Origin of the sequence: Streptomyces huasconensis (genome assembly GCF_021028635.1) — a bacterium.
Lineage (GTDB): Bacteria > Actinomycetota > Actinomycetes > Streptomycetales > Streptomycetaceae > Streptomyces > Streptomyces huasconensis.
On the sequence record NZ_CP086119.1, the window covers coordinates 208,666 to 230,260 of the forward strand.

At 71.2% G+C, this 21,595-nt stretch carries 23 protein-coding genes; 13 read left to right on the forward strand and 10 right to left on the reverse strand.

Annotation, left to right across the window (positions count from 1 at the left end):
• Positions 1–7 precede the first annotated feature (7 nt).
• Positions 8–271, reverse strand: coding sequence for an acyl carrier protein (locus J2N69_RS00930; RefSeq protein ID WP_127910776.1), 264 nt, complete (start codon positions 269–271; stop codon positions 8–10).
• A gap of 174 nt (positions 272–445) precedes the next feature.
• Between J2N69_RS00930 and J2N69_RS00935 the strand changes: the two genes are divergently transcribed.
• From J2N69_RS00935 to J2N69_RS00955, 5 genes are all read left to right on the forward strand, one after another.
• Complete coding sequence (locus J2N69_RS00935; RefSeq protein ID WP_230898963.1) at positions 446–1,900, forward strand: CoA transferase; 1,455 nt, start codon at positions 446–448, stop codon at positions 1,898–1,900.
• 77 nt (positions 1,901–1,977) lie between these two features.
• Positions 1,978–2,535: a carboxymuconolactone decarboxylase family protein gene (locus J2N69_RS00940; RefSeq protein WP_230898964.1), complete on the forward strand. Its 558-nt coding sequence runs from the start codon at positions 1,978–1,980 to the stop codon at positions 2,533–2,535.
• Positions 2,536–2,644: 109 nt separating this feature from the next.
• On the forward strand, positions 2,645–3,460 hold the full coding sequence (locus J2N69_RS00945; RefSeq protein ID WP_408056869.1) for an ATP-grasp domain-containing protein: 816 nt from the start codon (positions 2,645–2,647) through the stop codon (positions 3,458–3,460).
• Between the two features lie 87 nt (positions 3,461–3,547).
• Positions 3,548–3,940 carry a hypothetical protein gene (locus J2N69_RS00950; protein WP_230898966.1) on the forward strand — a complete coding sequence of 131 codons (393 nt, stop codon included), beginning with the start codon at positions 3,548–3,550 and terminating at the stop codon, positions 3,938–3,940.
• A 76-nt stretch (positions 3,941–4,016) separates the two neighbouring features.
• A complete protein-coding gene (locus J2N69_RS00955; RefSeq protein ID WP_230898967.1) occupies positions 4,017–4,763 on the forward strand; it encodes a DUF1838 family protein in 747 nt (248 codons plus the stop codon).
• Between the two features lie 51 nt (positions 4,764–4,814).
• Here J2N69_RS00955 and J2N69_RS00960 read toward each other — a convergent pair whose 3' ends face one another.
• The gene (locus J2N69_RS00960; protein WP_230898968.1) at positions 4,815–5,738 is read right to left on the reverse strand and encodes a trypsin-like serine peptidase; all 924 of its coding nucleotides are present in this window, start codon (positions 5,736–5,738) and stop codon (positions 4,815–4,817) included.
• Between the two features lie 162 nt (positions 5,739–5,900).
• Positions 5,901–7,109 (reverse strand): ABC transporter substrate-binding protein, encoded by a 1,209-nt coding sequence (locus tag J2N69_RS00965; protein ID WP_230898969.1) that lies wholly within the window; start codon positions 7,107–7,109, stop codon positions 5,901–5,903.
• Between the two features lie 213 nt (positions 7,110–7,322).
• Here J2N69_RS00965 and J2N69_RS00970 point away from each other — a divergent pair, with 213 nt between their 5' ends.
• Together J2N69_RS00970 and proP are read left to right on the forward strand one after the other, a co-directional pair.
• Complete coding sequence (locus J2N69_RS00970) at positions 7,323–7,772, forward strand: SRPBCC family protein (protein WP_230898970.1); 450 nt, start codon at positions 7,323–7,325, stop codon at positions 7,770–7,772.
• Positions 7,773–8,144: 372 nt separating this feature from the next.
• Positions 8,145–9,695 (forward strand): glycine betaine/L-proline transporter ProP, encoded by a 1,551-nt coding sequence (gene proP / locus J2N69_RS00975; RefSeq protein WP_230898971.1) that lies wholly within the window; start codon positions 8,145–8,147, stop codon positions 9,693–9,695.
• Positions 9,696–9,715: 20 nt separating this feature from the next.
• On the opposite strand, the gene J2N69_RS00980 is transcribed toward proP, so the two are convergent.
• Positions 9,716–10,732 carry an RICIN domain-containing protein gene (locus J2N69_RS00980; RefSeq protein ID WP_230898972.1) on the reverse strand — a complete coding sequence of 339 codons (1,017 nt, stop codon included), beginning with the start codon at positions 10,730–10,732 and terminating at the stop codon, positions 9,716–9,718.
• A gap of 119 nt (positions 10,733–10,851) precedes the next feature.
• Positions 10,852–11,466, reverse strand: a complete 615-nt coding sequence (locus J2N69_RS00985; RefSeq protein ID WP_230898973.1) for a TetR/AcrR family transcriptional regulator — start codon at positions 11,464–11,466, stop codon at positions 10,852–10,854.
• Between the two features lie 147 nt (positions 11,467–11,613).
• Between J2N69_RS00985 and J2N69_RS00990 the strand changes: the two genes are divergently transcribed.
• The 5 genes from J2N69_RS00990 to J2N69_RS01010 all read left to right on the forward strand — a co-directional run bounded on the left by J2N69_RS00990 (position 11,614) and on the right by J2N69_RS01010 (position 15,933).
• Positions 11,614–12,570, forward strand: coding sequence for an alpha/beta fold hydrolase (locus J2N69_RS00990; RefSeq protein ID WP_408056655.1), 957 nt, complete (start codon positions 11,614–11,616; stop codon positions 12,568–12,570).
• Between the two features lie 44 nt (positions 12,571–12,614).
• A complete protein-coding gene (locus J2N69_RS00995; protein ID WP_230898975.1) occupies positions 12,615–13,574 on the forward strand; it encodes a GlxA family transcriptional regulator in 960 nt (319 codons plus the stop codon).
• A 196-nt stretch (positions 13,575–13,770) separates the two neighbouring features.
• Positions 13,771–14,427, forward strand: coding sequence for a DJ-1/PfpI family protein (locus J2N69_RS01000; RefSeq protein WP_230898976.1), 657 nt, complete (start codon positions 13,771–13,773; stop codon positions 14,425–14,427).
• Positions 14,428–14,488: 61 nt separating this feature from the next.
• The gene (locus J2N69_RS01005) at positions 14,489–15,232 is read left to right on the forward strand and encodes a DJ-1/PfpI family protein (RefSeq protein ID WP_230898977.1); all 744 of its coding nucleotides are present in this window, start codon (positions 14,489–14,491) and stop codon (positions 15,230–15,232) included.
• Between the two features lie 257 nt (positions 15,233–15,489).
• On the forward strand, positions 15,490–15,933 hold the full coding sequence (locus J2N69_RS01010; RefSeq protein ID WP_230898978.1) for a cupin domain-containing protein: 444 nt from the start codon (positions 15,490–15,492) through the stop codon (positions 15,931–15,933).
• On the opposite strand, the gene J2N69_RS36610 is transcribed toward J2N69_RS01010, so the two are convergent.
• Both J2N69_RS36610 and J2N69_RS01015 read right to left on the reverse strand, forming a co-directional pair.
• Positions 15,881–16,573 carry a 4'-phosphopantetheinyl transferase family protein gene (locus J2N69_RS36610; protein ID WP_408056656.1) on the reverse strand — a complete coding sequence of 231 codons (693 nt, stop codon included), beginning with the start codon at positions 16,571–16,573 and terminating at the stop codon, positions 15,881–15,883. The genes J2N69_RS01010 and J2N69_RS36610 overlap by 53 nt on opposite strands.
• Before the next feature lie 7 nt (positions 16,574–16,580).
• The gene (locus tag J2N69_RS01015; protein WP_230898979.1) at positions 16,581–17,861 is read right to left on the reverse strand and encodes a glycosyltransferase; all 1,281 of its coding nucleotides are present in this window, start codon (positions 17,859–17,861) and stop codon (positions 16,581–16,583) included.
• Between the two features lie 133 nt (positions 17,862–17,994).
• Between J2N69_RS01015 and J2N69_RS01020 the strand changes: the two genes are divergently transcribed.
• Entirely contained in the window at positions 17,995–19,290 is a 1,296-nt protein-coding gene (locus J2N69_RS01020) for a glycosyltransferase (RefSeq protein ID WP_230898980.1), read from the forward strand.
• Between the two features lie 102 nt (positions 19,291–19,392).
• On the opposite strand, the gene J2N69_RS01025 is transcribed toward J2N69_RS01020, so the two are convergent.
• The 3 genes from J2N69_RS01025 to J2N69_RS01035 are packed head-to-tail and all read right to left on the reverse strand — an operon-like array spanning position 19,393 to position 21,573.
• On the reverse strand, positions 19,393–20,454 hold the full coding sequence (locus tag J2N69_RS01025) for a glucose-1-phosphate thymidylyltransferase (RefSeq protein ID WP_230898981.1): 1,062 nt from the start codon (positions 20,452–20,454) through the stop codon (positions 19,393–19,395).
• A gap of 34 nt (positions 20,455–20,488) precedes the next feature.
• Positions 20,489–21,364 (reverse strand): hypothetical protein, encoded by an 876-nt coding sequence (locus tag J2N69_RS01030; RefSeq protein ID WP_230898982.1) that lies wholly within the window; start codon positions 21,362–21,364, stop codon positions 20,489–20,491.
• A complete protein-coding gene (locus tag J2N69_RS01035) occupies positions 21,361–21,573 on the reverse strand; it encodes an MbtH family protein (RefSeq protein WP_127910791.1) in 213 nt (70 codons plus the stop codon). The genes J2N69_RS01030 and J2N69_RS01035 overlap by 4 nt, the downstream gene beginning before the upstream one ends.
• Positions 21,574–21,595 lie beyond the last annotated feature (22 nt).

Here is a 21,595-nt window from a genome sequence, read left to right on the forward strand (position 1 = left end):
AAGCGGTTCACGCGCAGAGATGGTCTATCAACTGACCGGCGGTCGGGTGACCGAAAAGAGCGGCCGTCGAAATCTCGCACTCCAGTTTCTTCTCCAGGGAAAGCTTCACCTCGCTCAGCCGAAGCGAGGTGAGACCCATGTCGAGGAAGCCCGTGTCCAGCGGGAACTCATCCTGCGGGGTCATGAAAAGAGCGCTCCTGAACTCCTCCACGACCAAGGTCTCCACGAGCTCCCGACGCTCGTGTTCGGGCAGGAGCCTCAGCTCCTCCATGGCGGGAAAATCATGCGACACCCACGTCACCGCCTCTCTGCGAATCGACTGCTGACCAAAATCGAAACAGCCGCCCCTGATCGTGACCTGATAGCCGACTGATGACGCCGGATGACGGCCGCTTCACATCCTCCGACTGGTTTATCCCTGTCGAATCGGTGTTATGTTTCCGGCATGAACGAAAATGAATTCGACTTGGTCGATGAATTAGACAGGACCCTCAAGACGCTGGGCCTCTCGCGCCATGACGCGGTCAGTGAACTCGTCGTGGACGGACAGGACCCGCTGGTGCCGTCCACCATTCGGCTCGGCTCGGCGATGGGCATCGCGCTGCTGTCCTCCGCCGTCGGAGCGGCCCAGATCTGGCAGGCCGCGACGGGCCGCCAGCAGCGGCTGGGGCTCGACCTCGGGCAGGCGCTGCACCAGCTCACGCCCTACCTCGGCGGCGGCAACACCCTGAACGGCTACGGCTCCAACATGGGCAGCGTCCTCGGGCTCGGCGGCACTCCCGCCCCCGCCCTGTGGGACCTGTACCGCACGGCGGACGACCGCTGGGCCATCCCGATCGCCTGCTACCCGCACACCCGCGACACGTTTCTCGACCTGCTCGGCACCGCGCACACCCGCGAGCACATCGGCGCGGCCATCGCGGGCCGGGTCTCGTGGGAGCTGGAGGAGGAGGCGGCCGCCCGGGGTGTACCCCTGGCGATCGTCCGCAGCCGGGAGGAGTTCCTCGCCCATCCGCAGGGCCGGGCCGTCCTCGACGAACCCCTCGTGGCCGTCGAGCGCGTGGGCGACGCCCCGCCGCGTCCGCTGCCGGCCGGTGACCAGCCGCTGTCCGGTCTGCGCTCCCTGCAGTTCACCCACGTCTTCGCGGGCACCGCGGCCGGCCGGGTCCTCGCCGAGCAGGGCGCCGACGTCCTGCACGTGTGCGAGCCGAACGCCTTCGACCACGACCTGTGCTGGAACGAGACCGGCGTCGGCCTGCGCTCGGCCCGGCTCGCCCTGGACGCCGACGGCGACGGCCGCCACGCCTTCGACCAACTGCTGCGCACCGCGGACGTCTTCGTGCACAACCACCGCCCCGCCAAGATGGCCCGGCTCGGACTGACCCCCGAGGAGTGCGCGGAGATCTCCCCCGGCATCATCCACGTATCCGTACGGTGTTACGGCCACAGCGGCCCCTGGCAGGACCGCGGCGGCTTCGACCAGCACGCCCAGGCGCTGACCGGCGTCAACTGGAGCGAACGGCGGGACGGGCGCCCTCAACTGCCCCCCGGCCGCATGCTCAACGACTACCTGGCCGCCTATCTCGCCGCCGCCGGCGTCATGAGCGCCGTCCTGCGCCGCGCGCGCGAGGGCGGCAGCTACCGGGTCCGGGTCTCGCTGGCAGGTGTCGCCAACTGGGCCTGGCAGCTGGGCACGTTCACGCGCACAGAGGCCGAGCGGCTGCTGCCCCCGACTCCGCTGCCGCCGCCCCGCCGCCTCACCCGGTCCACCCCGCTCGGCGACCTCTCCCTGGTCGCACCGCCGGTCAGCCTGAGCGACACCCCGCCCGCCTGGCGCGGCCACCTCCTGGTCCCCCGCGGCTCGTCGCAGCCGCGCTGGTACGACGACCGGGCAGCCTGACCCACCCACACCCGCCTGACCCACCCATCCCCCGCGCCGGCTCCCTCACACGCCGGCCCCTGCCAAGGAGTCCCCACATGTCCCGCATCCCGTGCCTCGACACCGAGGCCCTGCCCGAAACCCTGCGCTCCCTCAGCCAGGGGCGCGTCATCAACGTGTACCGGATGCTCGGCCACGCGCCCCGGTCGGTGACGCAGATAGCCCGCCTGGGCGCCGCGCTCTTCGCCGACGGCAGCCTCGGCGCGGTCGACCGCGAGCTGCTCATCCTCACCTACGCCACCGCTTTCGAAGCCGAATACGAGTGGGCGCAGCACGTCCCGATCTCCCGGGCCGCGGGTGTCACGGACGCGCAGCGCGAGGCCCTGCGCCACAGCCGGTACGACGCGGAGGTGTTCACCCCGGCCCAGCAGGCGCTCCTGGGCTTCGCCGCGGCCGCGGCGGCCTCGCCGCACGTGGACGACGCCCGCCACGCGGCCGTGGCCGCCCACTACACCGAGGAACAGATCGTCGAGACGCTCGTCCTGGCCGGTTTCTACTACCTCCTGGCCCGCGTCTGCACCGTCCTGGACATCGAGATCGACGCCCCGGAGACCGACGAGCTGGTCCGCATGGCGCAGACGATGCACAGTCACTGATCGTCGGGTGCGGCGCGGAGGCGGCCCCGGCGCGGGGCGGTGCGCGCGGGTTGAGTAGTTTTGTCGATCATCGACCCAGGAGACACCCGTGTACCGCCGCCCCAGCGTTCTGTTCGTGACCGATCTCGCCTATGAGGCCCGGGGGCGGCGCTACTGCGACGAGGACATTTTCCTGTCGTCGCGGCTGCGGGACGACTTCGACATCGCCTTGTGCCACCCGCTGGACGCCGCCGCGCTGATGGACGCCTTCGACGCGGTCGTGGTCCGCAACAGCGGCCCCGTGCTGCACTACCAGAAGGAGTACGACGCCTTCCGCGAGCAGGCCGCGGCACGCGGGACCCGGGTCTACAACCCGCTGTCCGGGCGGGCCGACATGGCCGGCAAGCAGTACCTGCTGGACCTGACGGAAGCCGGATATCCCGTCATCCCCACCATCGACCGGTACGAGAACCTGGGCGCGCTGCCCGAAGCCGACCAGTACGTGGTCAAGCCGAAGGCGGGGGCGGACTCCATCGGCCTCGACTTCGTCTCGCGGGAGCAGCTGGACGGCCTCGCCTACGGCGGCATCCTGGTCCAGCCCCGCGTCGACTTCCGCTACGAGGTGTCGTTCTACTACGTCGACGACGCCTTCCAGTACGCCCTCCACGCCCCCGACCCCGAGCGTCGCTGGGTCCTTGAGCCCTACCGGCCCACGGACGCCGATCTCGGTTTCGCCCGCCGTTTCATCGACTGGAACACCCTTGATCACGGCATCCAGCGCGTGGACGCCTGCCGTACCCAGGAGGGGGATCTCCTTCTGGTCGAGCTGGAGGACCTCAACCCCTACCTGTCCTTGGACCATGTCGACGACAGGACCCGAGCCGCCTTCGTCACGAGCACGACGGCTTCCCTCCACCGGTTCCTGGACGCCCCTCGCGCAGAGTGACGGTCAGCTGACGGAACGTAGTACTCTGACTTGCCGTCAGCGTCTCACCCGGGCCCGCCCCGTGGGCCCCGCTCGGAGGAAATCCTCATGCATCGCTCCCTCGTCAGTGCCTGTGCAGTGGTGTTCACCTTCGCGGCGGCCGTGCCGGCCGCCGCGGGTGGCGGGGCACAGGCTCCCCGAGCCGCCGAGTGCGGAAGCCACAAGGCGGCCTGGGCCGGGACGTACAAGGACGGGACACAGCGCGGCACCTTCGAGTTCCGGAAGAACGGCACGGCCACGCTCACCGCACGCAGCGGAGCCGCGCGCCCCTTCACGTTCCGGGTGGTCAAGTACGCGAACGACGACTGGCGCGCCCGGCTCTCGTTCGCCGACAACGGCAGGCACCTGGCGGACCTCGTCCCCCGGTGCAACTCCCGGCGCGCGCCCGCACTCGTCACCAAGTTCGACATGCTCGGCCGGGCCGACTTCGTGCGCGTCTGAGTCCGGGGCCGTCTCTTTTCGGCCCTTGCCGAATCCGGGCCACCGGGGCGGACGGCGATCGCGCAGAGTACTCCGTATGACGACACCCGCGGAGCTGCTCCGCTCCTTCGCCCGCACCCGCGCCTCGCTCGACGGTGAGGAGACCACGTACTGGTGGTGCGGAGACGTGTACTCCTGGGCGCCCGACGAGCCCTACCAGCACCTCTTCGGCTTCGAAGGGCTGAACGTCGCGCGCCTGGTCCAGGACGCCGAGGCAGGTCCCGATGCCTACCGGCTGCTCACCCGCGAGGCCGGCTTCTACCTGGACCCCATAGGCCGCGAGATCCTGGAGACCTGGCGGGACCTGCCCGTGGTGCACATATGGAACGACCCGGCGAACCAGAAATGGCGCCCCTTCCCGATCCCGACGACCGAACTCGGCGAACAGGTCTGTTTCAGCCTGGAGATACCGCTCGCCTACCCCTCACCGCTGCCGGTGGCGCAGTACCCCGTCCACTCGGCCGGTGACACGTACAAGGCCCTGGAGCTCTTCCAGTTCTTCGCCGACCGCACCGACCTGGCGGGACCGGCGCCGAGCGTGCCGGCCACCATGTCGTGGACCCGGATGTCCCCCTGGCTCCCGTGGATGGCGCGCGGCCAGCGGCCCGGCGGCCTCACCTTCCACTGCCGGGGCCGCAAGCTCGGCTCGTACGCCGAGGTCCCCGAGCGGACCCGGGCCTACGTCGCCGACCACCACCCCGAGTTCGCCCACGCGCCGGAACAGTGGAGTGAGCCGAACGAGACCAGCTGGACGTACTTCCGCAAGCTCAACCCGCCCGAGTGACCGGCGGGTTCCGCCCGCCGCCCGGCCGATGACGGCGGCTTCGCTCCTGCCTCAGGCGCGCTGCGCCCGGTCGTACACCTTCTTCGCGGTGGCGCCGAGCACCTCCGCACGCATCTCGGTCGGCGTCAGGGAGTCCAGCGCGCTGTTCACCGAGATCAGCACGCCCTTGCCGGTGGCTGCCTTGAAGTCGGCCAGCCACGGGCCGCCGCTGGAACCGCCGCTCATGTCGCAGGGGATGGCCTGCAGGCCGCTCGTCTTCTTCGCCGTGCCGACGCAGCGCAGGAGTTCCTCGCCGAGCTGCGGGCGCGTCGCGGAGTAGCCGAAGGCGGAGACCTTGTCACCGACGGGGCGGTGGAAGGCGACGGCCTGGCCGCCCACGACGTCGGTGAGCTTGCGCCCGTTCTTGTCGGCGTCGACGACCAGGGCGGACATGTCGTGGGTGGAGTCCGTCTGCCAGGTGCGCGGGGTCAGGGCCTGGCGGACGGCGAACACGCCGTGCGGCTTGTGGCCCTTGTGGTAGCCGGGGACGAACACCATCGAGCTGTTGGTGTTGTACGGGGACGAACCCCGCCGCACGCAGTGAGCCGCGGTCATGACGGCGGAGCGGTTGGCGCTCTTCACGGCGGTGGCCGTGCACCAGGTGTCGGCGCCGTTCGCGTTGACGAAGAAGAGCCGCCCGATCGTCTTGAGGGGGGTGCCGCGCCACGGCTTGGCCTTCGGTCCGGTCGGGCCGAGGTCCACGGACTTGCCGACGGCCTTCATGCGGGCGGGCGTCCAGTACGCAAGAGCGTCGCGGCGTTCGGCGACGGTGTACTTCATGACGGAGACGGGATCGGCCGCGGCGGCACGGGGGTGGCCGGCGAGGGCCGTCGCCGGGGCGGCCGGAGCGGCGAGGGCGAGCACCATGCCGGCCACGGCGAGCCCTGTGACCCGGTGGCGCGGACGTCGGGTCACGGAAGTGGGTGTCTCGGTCACAGCGAATGTCTCCTTGTACGGGCGCGGGGAGCGGACGTGGCCGTCGGGCCGCCCTGCAAGAGGAGGGAATGCGTCTGTTCGGTTCCGTTGTCGACGACCTGTGACCTGCGCGCCCGCGACTCGGTGCGCGGCTTCGGGCCCCGGCCCGTGTGCCGCCTCGGTTCAGGCTGTCCGGAGGTCGCCGGTGACGCGGAGCCCCTGCGCTCCGCCCGGTGTGACGACGGCGAGTTCGTAGTCGTGCCGAGTGCCGGGCTGCCACTGTCCGCCGGCCAGCGGCACGGTGGCGATGTTGGGCACGGGCCCGCTGGTCCAGTCGAGAGGTCCTGCGATGGTGTCCAGGCGGCTTCTGCCCAGGGCGGCGGCCACGGAGCGGCGGTCGGTGGGGTCGTCGGCGGTCGTCAGGGCGTGTGCGGCGACCTCGAACAGGGCGTAGGCGAGGCCGAGCGGCTGGAGCCACTGCCGTCCCGTCATCTGCTCGTAGGTCTCGGCCAGTTGGGCCGGGGTCGTGCCGTCGAGGGAGGAGCGGTAGGGGTGGCCCGGGGTCCAGTACACGAGGGTGGCGACATCGGCCTGGGCGGACTGGCGGCCGCTGATCGTGGAGGACGGCGGGTAGGCCAGCCAGCGTGAGCAGGTGATCAGACGGGGCTGCCAGCCGGTCTCGGCGGCCTGGGCGCGGAAGAGGGCCAGGTCCTGGCCGGTGGCCGCGCTGGTGACGACGGCGGCTCCGGCGTCCCGGAACTCGTTGATGTGCCGTCCGAGGTCCACGGCCGGCTCGCGGTAGGGCACGGGCTCCACCAGTCGGTGCCCGCGGTCACGGGCGGCCGGTGCGAAACCGTGCTCGGGGTGGCGCGACCAGTCCCCCTGGGGCCCGTCGTTCCACAGGCAGCCCACGGTCTGCCGCCCCGCGCCGCAGGCCTGTTCCCACAGGTCGGCGAAGGTCTCGGCGATGTCGTCCAGTCCCCAGCAGAAGTGGTACGTCCAGTCGAAGGGGCGCGCCGCGTCCGCTCCTCGCCCGTAGTAGTAGACCTGCCAGGGGAAGGTGCTCGACAGGCAGGGAACCCCGACGGACTCACAGGCGTCCGCGACGGCCGGCAGGACCTGTGTCCCGGCCAGGGTCACGATGATCGCTGCGTTCTCGTCCTGGACGAGTTCTTTCACCGCCTGCCGCGCGCCGTCGGCGGACGAACGGCTGTCCCGTCCCGCCAGCCGGACCCGGAAGCCGCGCGGGCCTGCCGCGGCCAGTTCGGGTGCCAGCAACGTCATGACGAAGTCCAGGGGGTCACCCAGACTGGTCAGCCGTCCCGTGCGGGCGACGACGACACCCACCGTGAGGACCCGCTCCCGCCCCACGCCCCAACCGCTGTCGCTCATGCTGCTTCCTCGCTGTGTGCGTCCCGTTCGACCCCACACTCCCCAGCGGCCGGCAGGCGCAAGAGGGCTGAACGAGTGATACATGGGGGATACGTGGGTGAGGGACGGGAGTGAAAGCGCAGGTCCTGGGCACTCGCGGAAAGAGGAAACGACGCACTGCGCGACCCCGGCGGACAACAGCCGGGGCGAGTTCCACGAGGAAAGGTGTCATCCGTGTCGCAAGTCGAGGAATCCATCGAGGTCGACGTGCCGGTCCGTACGGCGTACAACCAGTGGACCCAGTTCGAGACGTTCCCCGAGTTCATGGAAGGCGTAGAGCGGATCGAGCAGCGCACCGACAAGCTCACCCACTGGGTGACGAAGGTCGGCGGTGTGGAGCGGGAGTTCGACGCCACGATCACCGAGCAGATCCCGGACGAGCGCGTGGCGTGGACCACGGTCGACGGGGAGGCCAAGCAGGCCGGTGTCGTCACCTTCCACCGCCTGGACGATGCCCGTACGAAGGTCATGCTCCAGATGGACTACGACCCCGAGGGCCTGGCCGAGACGGTCGGCGACAAGCTCGGCTTCGTCAAGCGGCAGGTTGCCGGTGACCTGAAGCGGTTCAAGAAGTTCATCGAGCAGCGCGGCGGCGAGACCGGCGCCTGGCGCGGTGCGGTCTGACCGCTCGCCCACAGCAGAGGACACGACGTGAGGGGCCCGTCCGCGGTGAACGCGGACGGGCCCCTGTTCGAGCGCCGGGCAGGCCTTGCACCTGCATTTCCCCGCAGGAAGCGGGGCGTCTTTCCTTGGACCACCGACGCGCGTCCGGTCTCCGCGAGCCGCGGTGACCAGTGCATGATCAACTGTAGCGCATCGCCCGGCGGACGATTTGCCGCCTCTTCCGGTTCGGCCTAATTTGCGGTGATACAGCTTTTTCTCGGCCGACCAGAGGAGTAGAGCTCCATGGGGAAAGGCCTTCCGCGGGGAAAGGCCCGCCAGCCTCGTGGGCCGGAGGCGGATGCCACGCGCTCGTCACGATCGGCGACGGACCGCATGGCGCGTACGCTGCTGCGCCGCCGGAAGAAGGCGCTCAGCGCCGAGGACGTGCTGGTCTCGGACCGGCCCAAGGTGCGACGCGCGGTGACAGCCGCCGCGCTCGGCAACACCATGGAGTGGTTCGACTTCGGCGTCTACGCCTATCTGGCGGGCACGATCGGCAAGGTCTTCTTCCCCTCCAGCTCGCCCGGCGCCCAGGTCGTCGCCACCTTCGCCACCTTCGCCGCGGCGTTCCTCGTCCGGCCTCTGGGCGGCCTGGTGTTCGGGCCGCTCGGCGACCGCATCGGCCGGCAGCGGGTGCTCGCGGCGACCATGATCATGATGGCCGTGAGCACCTTCGCGGTCGGGCTGCTGCCCTCGTACGCGTCGATCGGATTCGCCGCCCCGCTGCTGCTCCTCGTCTGCCGACTGGTCCAGGGGTTCTCCACGGGCGGCGAGTACGCCGGTGCCACCACCTACATCGCCGAGTACGCGCCCGACCAGCGGCGCGGATTCCTCGGCAGCTGGCTCGACTTCGGCACCTTCATCGGTTACTCGCTGGGCTCCGGCCTGGTCACCGTCCTCACGCTGACGCTCGGGACGGACGGTATGGAGAGCTGGGGCTGGCGCATTCCCTTCTTCGTCGCGGGGCCGCTCGGGCTCATCGGCCTGTACATGCGCGTGAAGCTGGAGGAGACGCCCGCGTTCCAGCAGGAGGCGGCATCCGCCGCGGCCGAGCGGGAAGTCGTCCATCAGCGGGGCGAGAGCGACCCGGTCGAGCAGGCCCGCCAGTCCGGCCAGGGCCGCCTCAAGGAGATCTTCACGCGCCACTGGCAGGCGGTGCTGATCTGCATGGGTCTGGTGCTGCTCTACAACGTCACGAACTACATGGTGACGTCGTATCTGCCCACCTTCATGACGGTGACGCTGGGAGAGGGGCACACCACGGCGCAGTTGCTGGTGCTCGGCACCATGCTGCTGGTGGCGCTCGCCATCACCACGGTGGGCCGCAGTTCGGACCGGTGGGGCAGGCGCCCGATGTTCATGGCCGGCAGCATCGCCATGATCGCGCTCGCCGTCCCCGCGTTCCTGCTCATCCGGGAAGGCGGCATCCTCCTGCCCGCCTTCGGGTGCGTGATCCTCGGTCTGCTCCTGGTCTGCTTCGCGGGCACGGCCGCGGCGACACTGCCCGCCCTGTTCCCCACCCGGCTGCGGTACGGCGCCCTGTCGATCTCGTACAACATCTCCGTCTCCCTCTTCGGCGGCACCACCCCGCTGCTCGCCTCCTACCTGGTCGACGCCACCGGCAACACCCTGGTGCCCGCCTTCTACTTGATGGTGGCCGGCGCGATCGGCCTGGTGTCGACGTTCTTCCTGCACGAGACCGCCGGCCGGCCGCTGCGCGGCTCCGGGCCCATGGTGGAGACGCAGGACGAGGCCCGCGAGATGGTGGCGCGCAGCCGTGCGGAGGCGGGACGACACGCGCGTGACGTGTGGCTGCGGCTGTGGCATCCGCGGGGCGGGCGCGGGCGGAACGGCGGCAAGGGGTCCGGTGGGCGCGAGGAGTGACGGGGAGGGGCGGGTGTCGTCTAGCGCGGTTCGCCCGCGTCGATCCGCCATTCCTGACCGCGGTCGGGGCTTCGCTCCCAGAACTCCGCGAGTGCCGCGTCGGCGGTGACCGGCGGGCGGACCCCGAGGTACTGCCGCAGGAAGTGGTTGCTGAGCGCGTAGACCCCCGGGCTCTGTTCCTCCAGGGACCACCTCTGGTACGAGTAGCCGTCACACGTGGCCTGTTTGGCCTGGCTGCCAGGAGCGCCGTTCGTGTCCCGGGTGGCCATCAGGCACTTGTCGCTGTTCACGTTGACGATCGCCACGCTTCCACCGTCCAGCGCGACGATGCGCCAGGTCTCGTCGGCACTGCCCGAACAGGTCCGCTGCACGGCCCATTCCAGCTCCACGTGGCTCGCGTTGCGCATCCCCAGACACTTCCCGCTGGTGGAGTTCACGATCGTGGTACGCCACTCGTGCGGCGGCCTGCGCTGCTGGAACCGGATGCCCGCCGTGCCCGTGCAGCTCCACTGCCGCAGCTCCGCCCGGTCGGCCGTCGACGAGTCGGTGATCCCCACGCACTTGCGCGGGCTCGCCGTCATCGGCTGGAGCCAGGCGCCCTCCCCGCTGTCCACCATCCGGAAGTCGACGCCGGGTTCCGCACCGCAGCTCCCCTGCCGGACCGCCGCGCCGTCAGCGGAGCTGGAGTCCGCCACGGCCATGCACAGTCCGCTGGAGGGGTTGACGATGCGCACCAGGTCCGATCCCATGGGCGACTGCCGCAGCGTCCACAGAGCCCCGCGCTTTCCCGCACAGTTGCGCTGGCGCACCGGTTCGCCGCTCGCCGTGGAGCCGACTTCCAGACACATGCCGCTGTGCAGCGCGACGATGTTGATGTCGGCGTGGCTGTCGGCCGCGAGGGCGGAGCGGTCCGCGGCGGCCGCCGGGACGGACGGGAACACGGTGAAGGCCGCGAGGAGCCCGCCGACGACCCAGGCGACCATGAGGGCCCGACCGGGCGGTGACTTCCTGTGCTGCTGGTGCGTGTGCCTGCGCATCAGTGCGTCCCTTCGTCGGTTCGCCCCGGATCGGAACGACCCGGACCGACGCGGAGCGTAAGGGAGACCGTTGACGAGCCGCTGACGTCACCTCTGCCTGCGCACCGTCCTCAGGCCCGTCAGCCTCGGGCGACGTCCTCCGGTGCCGCTGCCCGGCCGAGTGTGTCCGCCACCGTCGTGCGGGCGAGGCGGGCCACGGAGCGCAGCTCGGTGTCCGAGGCGCCGGCGCGGCTCAGTACGGCCAGCGACTGGTTCACGGCGACGACGAACGTGGCGAGTTCGTCGAGCGTTCGGGCGTCGGCCGAGGGGTGCGTCAGCGCCGTACGCACTCGTTGGCGCTGGAGGTCGAGCAGGCCGCGTACCCGAGCGTTGTTCTCCTCCTTCAGGGTCGGGGACTGCGCGGCGGACTGTGCGATGAGGCATCCCATGGGGACGGAGGGGTCGGCGATGCGGCTCAGGGTGACGTCGAAGAATGCCTCGACCGCACGTACCGGATCACCGGAGTGGGCGGTCAGTGCCTGCTCGTACCGCGCGCCGTGAACCGACGCGTAGCGGTCGAGGCACTGGCGGAAGAGGGCGTCCTTGGTGCCGAAGGTGCCGTAGAGGGAGCCGCGGCCGAGGCCGGTGGCGGAACCGAGGGCGTCGAGCGAGGCGTCCGCGTATCCGCGCTGCCAGAACACGTGCATGGCCTGGTCCAGGGCCACGCCGACGTCGAACTGCTTCCGGCCGGACATGGCGTGCACCTCCCGTTTCACGGCTCGGCCCCGACCTTACCCACATCTTGGATCGATCGGTCACACTATCTTTGACCGATCGATCCAAGATGGCTAGCGTGGCGACGTGGCCCGTTCCTGAAAACCCGTCAACCACCGCCGCAAAGGATGACCGTGCGTCTGTCGTCAGCCCACCTGCCCACTCCCGAAGGGCTCGGTTCCGTCTTCGAGGCGCCCCACCTCCCGGCCGGGTTCACCGACACCTTCACCAGTCGGTACGTCGACACCGGCGATCTGCGCCTGCACGCCGTGACCGGCGGCGAAGGCCCCCCGCTGCTGCTGCTCGCCGGCTGGCCTCAGACCTGGTACGCCTGGCGGCTCCTGATGCCCGCCCTGGCCCGGGACTTCCGGGTCGTCGCGGTCGACGCGCGCGGTGTCGGACTGTCCGACAAGCCCCTGGTCGGGTACGACACCGGCACGCTCGCACGCGACATGGTGGCGCTGATGGACGCGCTCGGACATCAGCGCTTCGCCACGGTCGGTCACGACGTCGGGATGTGGACCGGCTACGCCCTGGCCGCGGATCACCCTGACCGGATCGAACGCTTGGCCGTCGCCGAGGCCGCCATTCCGGGCCTTTCCGCGACACCGCCTCTTTTCGGCAGCCGGGAGGCCAACGACCGCCTCTGGCACTTCGCCTTCAACCGCCTCGGCGACGTCAACGAGCAGCTGGTCCGCGGTCGGGAACATCTCTACTTCGGCCACCAGTTCGCCACGAAGTCCGCGAAGGCACTGCCTGACCACGCCGTCCAGTACTACGTCGACGTCCTCGCCGCCGACCCGGAAGCCCTGCGGTGCAGCTTCGAGTTCTACCGCGCACTCGATACGACCATCGAGCAGAACCAGCGGCGCAGGACCCGACCGCTGTCGCTGCCGGTCCTGGCGATCGGGGGTGCGGAGAACTTGGGCGCGTCGGTCGGCGCGACGATGCGGCTCGCCGCCGACCGCGTGGAGAGCCTTGTCCTGCCCGAGTGCGGCCATTACCCCGCCGAGGAAGCACCGGAGGCGATGCTGGCGGCGCTGACCGGGTTCCTGGCACCGTACCGTGACAGGCCGACCGCGTAGGGCTCGCGCAGACCCCCGCCAGACCCCGTATTAGGCTCCGTTGGATGCATGTAGTCGCGGTCCTCGCGCTCGACGGGGTGTCGGCCTTCGACCTCTCCATACCCTGCCAGGTGTTCGCCCTCGCGACCCGGCCCGACGGCTCGCCGGCCTATGAGGTGCGTGTCTGCGCCGACCGGTCCGTGACCGCCACGGCCGGCCCCTCAGAACCTTTCCGGCTCTCCTCCTCGTACACCTTGGACGACGCGCTCGGGGCGGACACCGTCGTCGTGCCCGGGCTCCCCGCCGAACGGGTGCCCGATCAGCGGGCGGTCCAGGTGCTGCGGGGAGCCGCGGCCCGTGGAGCCCGGATCGCGTCCATCTGCACCGGCGCGTTCATCCTCGCGCACGCCGGGCTGCTCGCGGGGCGGCGCGCGACGACACACTGGCGGTTCGCCGACGCGCTGGCCGAACGGTATCCGGATACACACGTGGACCCGGCGGTGCTCTACGTCGACGACGGGCAGGTGCTCACCTCGGCCGGCATCGCCGCGGGCCTCGACCTGTGTCTGCACATGGTCGGAGCCGACCACGGCGCCGCCGTCGCGGCCCACGCCGCGCGGATGCTGGTCATGCCACCGCAACGGGCCGGTGGCCAGGCGCAGTTCATCGAGTACCGCACCCCCGAGTGCGACTCCTCGGATCTGGGCCCCACGCTGCAGTGGATGCGGGACGAACTGAGCAAGCCTCTGGGCCTCGCCGACATCGCCGCCCACGCCATGATGAGCCGGCGCAGCCTGGCACGCCACTTCCGCGCCCAGACGGGCACCACGCCGTTGCGGTGGCTGCTCGCCCAACAAGTGCAGCGTGCGCGGGAGTTGCTGGAGACTACAGCGCTGCCGCTGACAAGAGTGGCGCAGGCGTGCGGGTTCGGTTCCCTCGAAAGCCTCCGTCACCACTTCGCCCGCCAGGTCGGCACGACGCCGTCCGCCTACCGGGCCGCCTTTCGGGCCGCCGTTCGGGGGTGAGCCGAACCCTCCCGTGCGGCCTGGCCGTCGCGCCTTGGCGCTTGGCCGTATCTTGCGCGCCTTGGGCACGCGCACCGGTGTCGTCGATCACCGGCCGCCGACAGACTGAACGCGTTCCAGCGTCCCGATGTTCCAGGTTCCACGTATCAGCGTTCCGATGTCCCAGTGGTCCAGTGTGTTTTCCGGAGGCTCCGTCGTGCCCACCCTGTCCGCGCCCCGCACATCCTCCTCGCCACCGCCGTCCGGTTCCCGCCGCTCACGGCCCCTGCGGGTGCACACCGTGCTCTATGACGGCGTCGAGGAGCAGGACTTCGCCGGTCACATCGAGGTGTTCGGCATCGCCGGGCAGGACCGGATCGCCCAGACCTTCATGACCGTGGACGGTGTCCGCCGCGTGCGAACGGCCTCCGGGATGGAGATCATGTGCCGGGCTCCGTGGGCGCCCCGTACGGCTGACGTGATCATCGTTCCCGGCGCGGGATACGGCGACGGCTCCGGGCTCCAGCGGGAGGTGCGGCGCGGTGTCCTGCCCCGCGCCCTGGCGGCGGCCCGGCGGGACGGTCTGGTGCTGGGCGCCGTCTGCTCCGGCACCATGCTGCTGTCCGCCGCCGGGATCACCACCGGACGCCCCTGCACCACCCACCACATCGCCCTGGACGATCTGCGGGCCCAGGGCGGGCGCGTGGTCCCGGGACGGGTCGTCGACGACGGCGACCTCGTCACGTGCGGAGGCGTCACGTCCGGCATCGACCTCGGGCTCTGGCTCCTCGAACGGTTCTTCGGGGCGGAGACGGCCCTCTTCGCCGAGGAGGTCCTCGAATACCAGCGCCGGGGAACCGTCCACGTGGCGTGAACCCCGCCCCGGCGCATGCCCGTTCCACCAAGTCCATCCCCTCGCGAAACGAGACGGCTTCATGAACCGACGTACTCTGCTGCGCACCACCGCGGTCCTGGGTGCCGCGGGCCTCACGACCGGCGCCTCCCTCGACGCGGCCACCGCGGCCACCGCCACCGGCACGTCCGCACCTCGACGCGGTGATCCGCTCCGCGTGCACGTCGTCCTCTTCGACGGCGTGGAGGAACTCGACCTCGCCGCCCCCTACGAAGTGCTCTCCGCCTCCGACCACTTCACCGACCGCGACGTCGAGGTCCAGTACGTCACCCTGGACGGCCGCCGCACCATCACCGCCGCCTTCGGCACCACGCTGCGCGTCGACCGGGGCTGGGCCCCGGAGAAGGCCGACCTCCTCGTCGTGCCCGGTGGCGGGTACGCCCGCAAGGAGGCCCCCGGGGTCTGGGCGGAGATCCGGCGCGGCGCCCTGCCCCGCGCCCTGGCCGAGGCGCGGCGGCCGGGGCTGACCATCGCCGCCCTGTGCACGGGCGTGATGCTGCTCTCCGCCGCCGGTGTCACGCGCGGCCGCCCCTGCACCACCCACCACAAGGCGCGCGACCTCCTCCAGGAGCAGGGCGGCGTGCTGAAGAACGCGCGCGTCGTCGACGACGGCGACCTGGTGACCGCCGGCGGCGTCACCTCGGGCCTCGACCTCGCGCTGTGGCTGGTGCGCCGCGAACTCGGCGTCGACGCGGCCCTGGGGCTGGAGGCCATGCTGGAGTACGAGGCCCGCGGAACGGTCTGGACGTCCGCCACGCGTTCCTGACCCGGAGCGGCTCCGCCGTCGGCGGAGCCGCGTACCGCGTGGTTCATCCCGTGACCGCCTCCTGGCCCCCTGGCGCACGTCCCGTTGGACGCGGCGGCCGAGCGCGACCTCGATCCGCACAAGCCCGTCGGCTCCGTCGGAGGCGAGCAACGGGCAGGCCTTTGCGGTTTCCGCAACTTCACTTGCCGTATACGTATCGCACGCGGCACGGTACGTCGTGTCAGGAACCCCACGGAAAGCATGCAGGAGGCCACCCGATGACCCTTCACGACACCGCTCGGTCCGCAGCCCGCGCCGACGGCGAGACGCCGCCCGGCAACCGTGTCCACCTGGTGCGGTCGACCGAACTGGACGGCTTCGCGGCCATCAGCGGCGGCACCGTCGGCTCCAAGAAGCTCTGGATGGGCAGGGTGGTGAACCCGCCGATGAGCGCGACGGACAACCACCATCACGGTGACTCCGAGGCGGGCATCTACGTGGTCAGCGGCCACCCCGTGTTCGTCTACCACGACGGCACCCGGGAGGTCCGTCTCGCCGGGAACCCGGGCGACTTCTTCCTCGTCCCCCCGTTCGTCCCGCACCGCGAGGAGAACCCGCACCCGACGGAACCCGCGGTCGTCGTCATCGCCCGTACCACCCAGGAGCCGGTCAAGGTGGCGGTGCCGGAGCTGTACCGGCACACGGTGGGGGAACCCGCCTAGCAGTAGCACCACCGGTCGAGGGGACGGCGCGCAACTCGACTGCCGTGGGGGCCGCCGAGGCCAGGGCCAGGACGTGGGCGTGGGGAGCGTCGGCGAGCAGGGCCGCGCAGGACAGGTCCGGGTCGGCGGCAAGGGGGGTGAGAGCGGGCAAGGCGCCACGTACGGGCGGCGGCCAGTGCTCGGGGACCGGCACCGGGCGGCGGAGGCCGCCGTCGCGGAGCCCTTGGCCGCGCGCCTTGCCGACCGCCTCTTTCTGCGTCCACAGCCACAGGAACGCCGTGGCTCTCGCGGCCGGGGGAACGCCCCTCAGCCACGTTGCCCCGGCGGCGTCCAGCCAGCGTTCGGCCAAGCGCAGGGCCGGGACGGGACGTACGGCCTCGACGGTCTCCACGTCCACGCCGACCGGCCCCGCCGCGGCGAGGGCCACGGCCCAGATGCCGCGGCCGTGACTGACGCTCACATGCGGCGGGGCGGCAGGGCCGGTCAGCCGGGGGCGGCCGCCCGGTTCGTGCGTCAGGCGGAACGCGTCGGCCGGCTTCCCGGTCAGCCGGGCCGCACCATGGAGCAGGGCGGTGTGTGCCGCGGCGCGCGCGTCACCGGCCGTGAGCCCCCACAGCACGGTCGCGCCCGCGTCTCCCACGCCGGCCTCAGGCTTCCCGGTGGATGTGTTCCAGTGCCTTGACCGCGTTCTCCGCCCCGTTCTCCCCCCGCAGACTCTCCGCCAGGCGGCGGGTGTTGGCGGCGATCTCCGGGTCGGTGAGCGTGTGCCGCACCGCCGCCACGAGCCCTTCCACGGTGAGGTCGTTGTACGGCAGGGGCGCCGGGGCGACACCGAGGTCCCGCAGGTGGTCGCCCCACATCAGCTGTTCCTTGTGGAAGGGGCAGGCGACTTGCGGGATGCCTGCCTCCAGGGCCGCGTTCAGGGTGCCGGGGCCTCCGGCGTGCACGGCGGCGCGGACCCGGGGGAACAGCCAGTCGTACGGCACGTCGCTCTCGACCAGGACGTTCGCGGGCGGGTCGGTGATGCTGATGCCTCCCCAGCCGGTGACGACCACCGCGCGCACGTCCAGGCGGCGCACCACCTCAAGCACCAGTTGCCCGGCCTCGTCCGGGTCGCCGTGGGCGAGGCTGCCGAAGCCGAAGAAGACCGGCGGCTCGCCGGTCTCCAGGAAGCGCAGCAGTTCCGCCGAGGGCGGCTGGTTGGCGGGCAGGGTCCAGAAGCCGGTGGTGTGGACCCAGTCGGGCCACTCCGGGGCCGGTTCGAGGACGTGCGGGCTGAAGCCGTGCAGGACCGGGGTGGGCCGGCCGTCGGGGCGGTGCCGGAAGTCCAGGTAGTCCTCGCGGGGCGGCAGGCCCAGCGTCTGCGTACGCCATGTGGAGATCATCTCGGCCAGCAGCGGATTGAGGGGTTCGCTGTGCGCCCGGGCGTGCTGCTCCAGGTTGTCCGGCCTGGCCTCCAGCGAGCCGAGCTGCGGGGGATAGCGGCGGGACGGGACGAGGTTGGGGTGGAGCGTGGCGAGCACGTTCGGGATGCCCAGTTTCTCGGCCATCTGGTGCATGACCTGACGTGAATGGTGCGAGTGGACGAGCAGATCGGCCCCGCCGCGTGCCGCGTCCCAGAACTGCCCGAGCAGGATCGGATACGTCCTGGGCATGAATTCGCGGAATATCGCCTCGCGGGCCTTTCGGTATTCCTCGGATTCCGGGTCCGTCGTCAGCAGCAGTCTGCGGACGTCCGGCCGCTGGAGGAGTTTCACGCCCTCGTCGGTCACCGGGGCGAATGCCACACCGTACGACTCCGCGAAGGGTGCGAAGACGCTCGGGCCGACGAGGGTGGCGGTGTGCCCGGCGCGGTTGAGGGCGTGGGCGACGGCCAGGTAGGGCTGCAGGTCGCCACGCGTGCCATGGGAGTAGATGAGCACCTTCACGCCGGTGACCTTAGGGGCGCCGGGCCGTGGCCGGCTGGACGCCGTCTGCACGCGCAAAGCTGCCTCTTGTCGGTGTCGTGGCGGTCGATGAGCATGACCGTGATCCACGTCGTCCACCAACGGAGGAGGCCGAATGAAGGCTCTGGTGTACTGCCACGGGAGCCGTGGGGACGTACAGCCGTATCTGGCCCTGGCCCACGCCCTGAATCAGGCGGGGCACTCCGCGACCCTGGTGGCGCCGAGGCTCTTCGCTCCTTTCGCCGCCCAGTACGACGTGGACTTCGCCGGTCTGGACGACTGGTCCATCACGCTGTGGCGCAGGCCCGAGGTCCGCAGGCTGCGCTGGACGAGCGACCGCCGCACGCCGGAGACGGAGCGCCGAAGGGCCGCCCTCAAGCAGGAGGCGATGGACCGCTATCCGATCATCCTGAAGGACATGTGGGAGGCGGCGGCCGACGGCGCCGACATCATCGTCCACTCGCAGGCGTCACGCGAACAGATAGCCCAGATCGCGGAGAAGCTGGGCGTGCCGAACGTGTTCGCGGTGCTCTACCCCAACTTCGTGGTCTCGCGCCGGTATCCGGCCTTCGGCCGGCTGTCGGACGTCTTCAGCGACCAGGTGGACGAGAGCGGGGCGGACCCGTACAGCTACATCCCGCCCCAGCTGATCACGGCGATCGAGCAGTGGCGGTCGCAGACGCTCGGGCTGCCGCCCCGCGAAGGGTTCCTGGACTTCCGCCACCGGGCCGACGGCAGTCCCACCCCGGTGCTGCACATCTTCAGTCCGCACGTGATCCCGCCCGCGGACGACTGGCCCGACACCGTGCACACCGCGGGCTTCTGGCATCTGCCGCCGGCTCCCGGCTGGCGGCCGCCGGACGATCTGGTGCGTTTCTTGGAGGCCGGTGAGAAGCCGGTGTTCGTGGGCTTCGGCAGCACCCTGAGCCCCGATCCGCAGGCGACGGCCAGGGTCGTCCTCGAAGGTGTCCGCGCGTCCGGGCAACGGGCCGTGGTCGTCGAGGGCTGGGGCGGCATCCAGGTCACCGACTACGGCGACGACATCCTCACCGTCAAGGACGTGCCGTACGCGTGGCTGCTGCCCCGGGTGCGCGCGGTGGTCCACGCCGGCGGGCCCGGCTCGTACAACGACGCGCTGCGCGCCGGAATCCCCCAGGTCATCTGCGCGTTCGAGACGAACCAGCGGATGTGGGGCGAGCACCTGCACCGCCTGGGCGTCGCACCGCCCCCTGTCATGCAGCGCGAACTGACGCCCGAGGGGCTCGCCGCCGACATCCGGCACGCGGTGACGGACCCGGGGATCGCGGCCGCGGCCGCCCGCTTCGGCACGCTGCTCGGCGCGGAGGACGGGCTGGGGGCGGCGGTCCGCGTCCTGGAGAAGGTGCACGCCGAGGGGGTACGGGGGCGCTGACGCCGCCCCGCCGTGAGCGTCAGGCCGCACGTCAGGCGGGCGTCCGTACCCGGTGACCTTGCAGGGACCCCCCGGCCGCCCCGCCCGTGACCGGCCTGACGCTCACGGGGAGAGCTGCACCTTGCAGTGGTCGCCGAGGACGAGGCGGTGCGTGGCGGGAGCGGCGGGGGTGACTTCCACATGGCGGCCGATGAGGGACGCCTCGATGCGGCCCACGCCGGTGATCGAGGAGCCGGGAAGCACGATCGAGGACTCGATCTCGCTGTCCTCGACGTGACACCGCTCGGCGATCGCCGTGTACGGGCCCACCCGGCATCCGGTGATCACCGTGTCGGCGCCGACGGCCACCGGGCCCACGATCCGCGAGCCGCGCACCACGGCGCCCGCCGCGATCCGCACCCGGCCGACGAGTTCCGTGGCCGCGTCCACGTCACCGGCCACCAGGGGCTCCACGGACTCCAGGGCGACCCGGTTGGCGTCGAGGAGGTCCGCGACGTTGCCGGTGTCCTTCCAGTAACCGGCGTGGGTCGTGGAGCGGACGTCCGCGCCCTGGTCGATCAGCCACTGGAGGGCGTGGGTGATCTCCAGTTCGCCGCGCCAGGAGGGGACGATGGCGCGCACCGCCTCATGGACCGCCGGGGTGAACACGTACACGCCGACGACGACGTGGTCCCCCTTGGGCGCGGCCGGCTTCTCCTCGAGGCCCCTCACCCGTCCCGCCGCGTCCAGTTCGGCGACGCCGAAGCCGGCCGGGTCGTCCTCGCGGGCGAGCAGCAGCTGCGCGGCCGGCCGTGCGCGGCGGAAATCGGCCACGAGGTCCGTGATGCCGCCGCGCAGGTAGTTGTCGCCGAGGTACATCACGAAGTCGTCGTCGCCGAGGAAGTCGCGGGCCGTGAGCACGGCGTGGGCGAGTCCCAGCGGCTCCCCCTGGGGGATGTAGGTGATGTCGAGGTTCACCGAGTCGTCGGCCGCGACGGCGGCGCGGATCTCGGCCGCCGTTCCCCCGACGACGACACCGACCTCTTTGATGTCGGCGTCCGCCACGTCGCGCAGGACGTGGAAGAGCACCGGCCGGTTGGCGATCGGGACCAGTTGCTTGGCGGACGAGTGGGTGAGCGGCCGCAGCCGCGTGCCCGAGCCGCCCGCGAGGACGAGGGCCTTCACCCGTGGTTCTCCCCGCCGCGCCGGTGCCGGGGAGTCACGTCCATGAGACCACCGTGTGGTCGTCGATGAACCCGAAGATCCCCGCCAGCGACGTGCGCCTGCTGCCGGGGTCGGCGTTGGGCTCCACGGCGTGCACATGGGAGCCGTTGAAGATGTAGACGTCTCCCGGGTGGACGTCGATCCGCCGGCACTCGATGCCCTCGAGGGTCCGGGGCGGGTACGGGGAGCCCGTGTGATGCAGGCCCAGCCGCCGCTTGGACGCGTCGTCCGGCTGGATGTTCCACACCAGCAGCCGGCCGCCGTCGCCGTTCTCCAGGCAGATGTTGAGGGCGCAGACCTCGTGGTCGACCACCCGCTGGATCTCGAAGTCCGCCTGCCGAGGCTCGGTGCACTGGGAGCGGTCCTCGTGCGGGTCCAGGGCGTACCGGCCGTCGCCGTGCCAGGAGCGCAGCAGGCCGCGGGAGGCGGCGCGTCCCCGGTGACGGGCGAGCCGCACGTCCACGCCTGCGGGGGCGAGTTCGTCGGCCAGCCCCGTGTAGAAGACGGTCAGCGGGTCGTCGGGCAGGTCGAGCACCTTGTCGAGGGCGGCGGCGGCGCGTTCGGACTCGTCCAGGTAGTGCTCGGTGGTCTTGTGGTAGTGGTACGCCCCGAGGTGGTGGCTGGGCGCCTCGGTGCTGCGCCGCTCCCGGTCCGGGCTGTCCCAGAACCGGTCGGCGAGTTCGGCGCAGAGGTCGCGCGCGACCATGCCCCGGAAGATGACGCCCGCGCGGCGGCCGCGCAGGACGTCGACGACCAGCCGGGGGCGGAAGTCGCGGTGTTCGGGGAAGCTGAAGTAATCGGCGTCGCCGCTCCAGCCGGTGACGGTGCGGCTCGGCGGGGCCTGGAGCGGCCCGTCCCCCGCCCCTGTCATCGGCCGCCCATCTGCTCGATGAGGCTCTTGGGCCGCATGTCGGTCCAGTGCTCCTCGATGTAGTCGAGGCAGGCCTGGCGGCTGTCCTCCGCGTGGACGACCGTCCAGCCGTCCGGCACCTCGGCGAAGACCGGCCAGAGCGAGTGCTGGCCCTCGTGGTTGACCAGCACAACATACCGGCCGTCAGGGTTCTCGAACGGGTTCGTCATGCGGGCACTCCCTTGGGTCTGT

Coding starts and splice junctions, on each gene's coding strand:
- J2N69_RS00950 (WP_230898966.1), top strand. CDS start 3,548: ATGCATCGCTCCCTCGTCAGTGCCTGTGCAGTGGTGTTCACCTTCGCG.
- J2N69_RS00935 (WP_230898963.1), top strand. CDS start 446: ATGAACGAAAATGAATTCGACTTGGTCGATGAATTAGACAGGACCCTC.
- J2N69_RS01035 (WP_127910791.1), bottom strand. CDS start 21,573: ATGACGAACCCGTTCGAGAACCCTGACGGCCGGTATGTTGTGCTGGTC.
- J2N69_RS00930 (WP_127910776.1), bottom strand. CDS start 271: ATGGAGGAGCTGAGGCTCCTGCCCGAACACGAGCGTCGGGAGCTCGTG.
- J2N69_RS00985 (WP_230898973.1), bottom strand. CDS start 11,466: ATGTCCGGCCGGAAGCAGTTCGACGTCGGCGTGGCCCTGGACCAGGCC.
- J2N69_RS00995 (WP_230898975.1), top strand. CDS start 12,615: ATGCATGTAGTCGCGGTCCTCGCGCTCGACGGGGTGTCGGCCTTCGAC.
- J2N69_RS00940 (WP_230898964.1), top strand. CDS start 1,978: ATGTCCCGCATCCCGTGCCTCGACACCGAGGCCCTGCCCGAAACCCTG.
- J2N69_RS01030 (WP_230898982.1), bottom strand. CDS start 21,364: ATGACAGGGGCGGGGGACGGGCCGCTCCAGGCCCCGCCGAGCCGCACC.
- proP (WP_230898971.1), top strand. CDS start 8,145: ATGGCGCGTACGCTGCTGCGCCGCCGGAAGAAGGCGCTCAGCGCCGAG.
- J2N69_RS00955 (WP_230898967.1), top strand. CDS start 4,017: ATGACGACACCCGCGGAGCTGCTCCGCTCCTTCGCCCGCACCCGCGCC.
- J2N69_RS01010 (WP_230898978.1), top strand. CDS start 15,490: ATGACCCTTCACGACACCGCTCGGTCCGCAGCCCGCGCCGACGGCGAG.
- J2N69_RS00980 (WP_230898972.1), bottom strand. CDS start 10,732: ATGCGCAGGCACACGCACCAGCAGCACAGGAAGTCACCGCCCGGTCGG.
- J2N69_RS01020 (WP_230898980.1), top strand. CDS start 17,995: ATGAAGGCTCTGGTGTACTGCCACGGGAGCCGTGGGGACGTACAGCCG.
- J2N69_RS00965 (WP_230898969.1), bottom strand. CDS start 7,109: ATGAGCGACAGCGGTTGGGGCGTGGGGCGGGAGCGGGTCCTCACGGTG.
- J2N69_RS01005 (WP_230898977.1), top strand. CDS start 14,489: ATGAACCGACGTACTCTGCTGCGCACCACCGCGGTCCTGGGTGCCGCG.
- J2N69_RS00990 (WP_408056655.1), top strand. CDS start 11,614: ATGACCGTGCGTCTGTCGTCAGCCCACCTGCCCACTCCCGAAGGGCTC.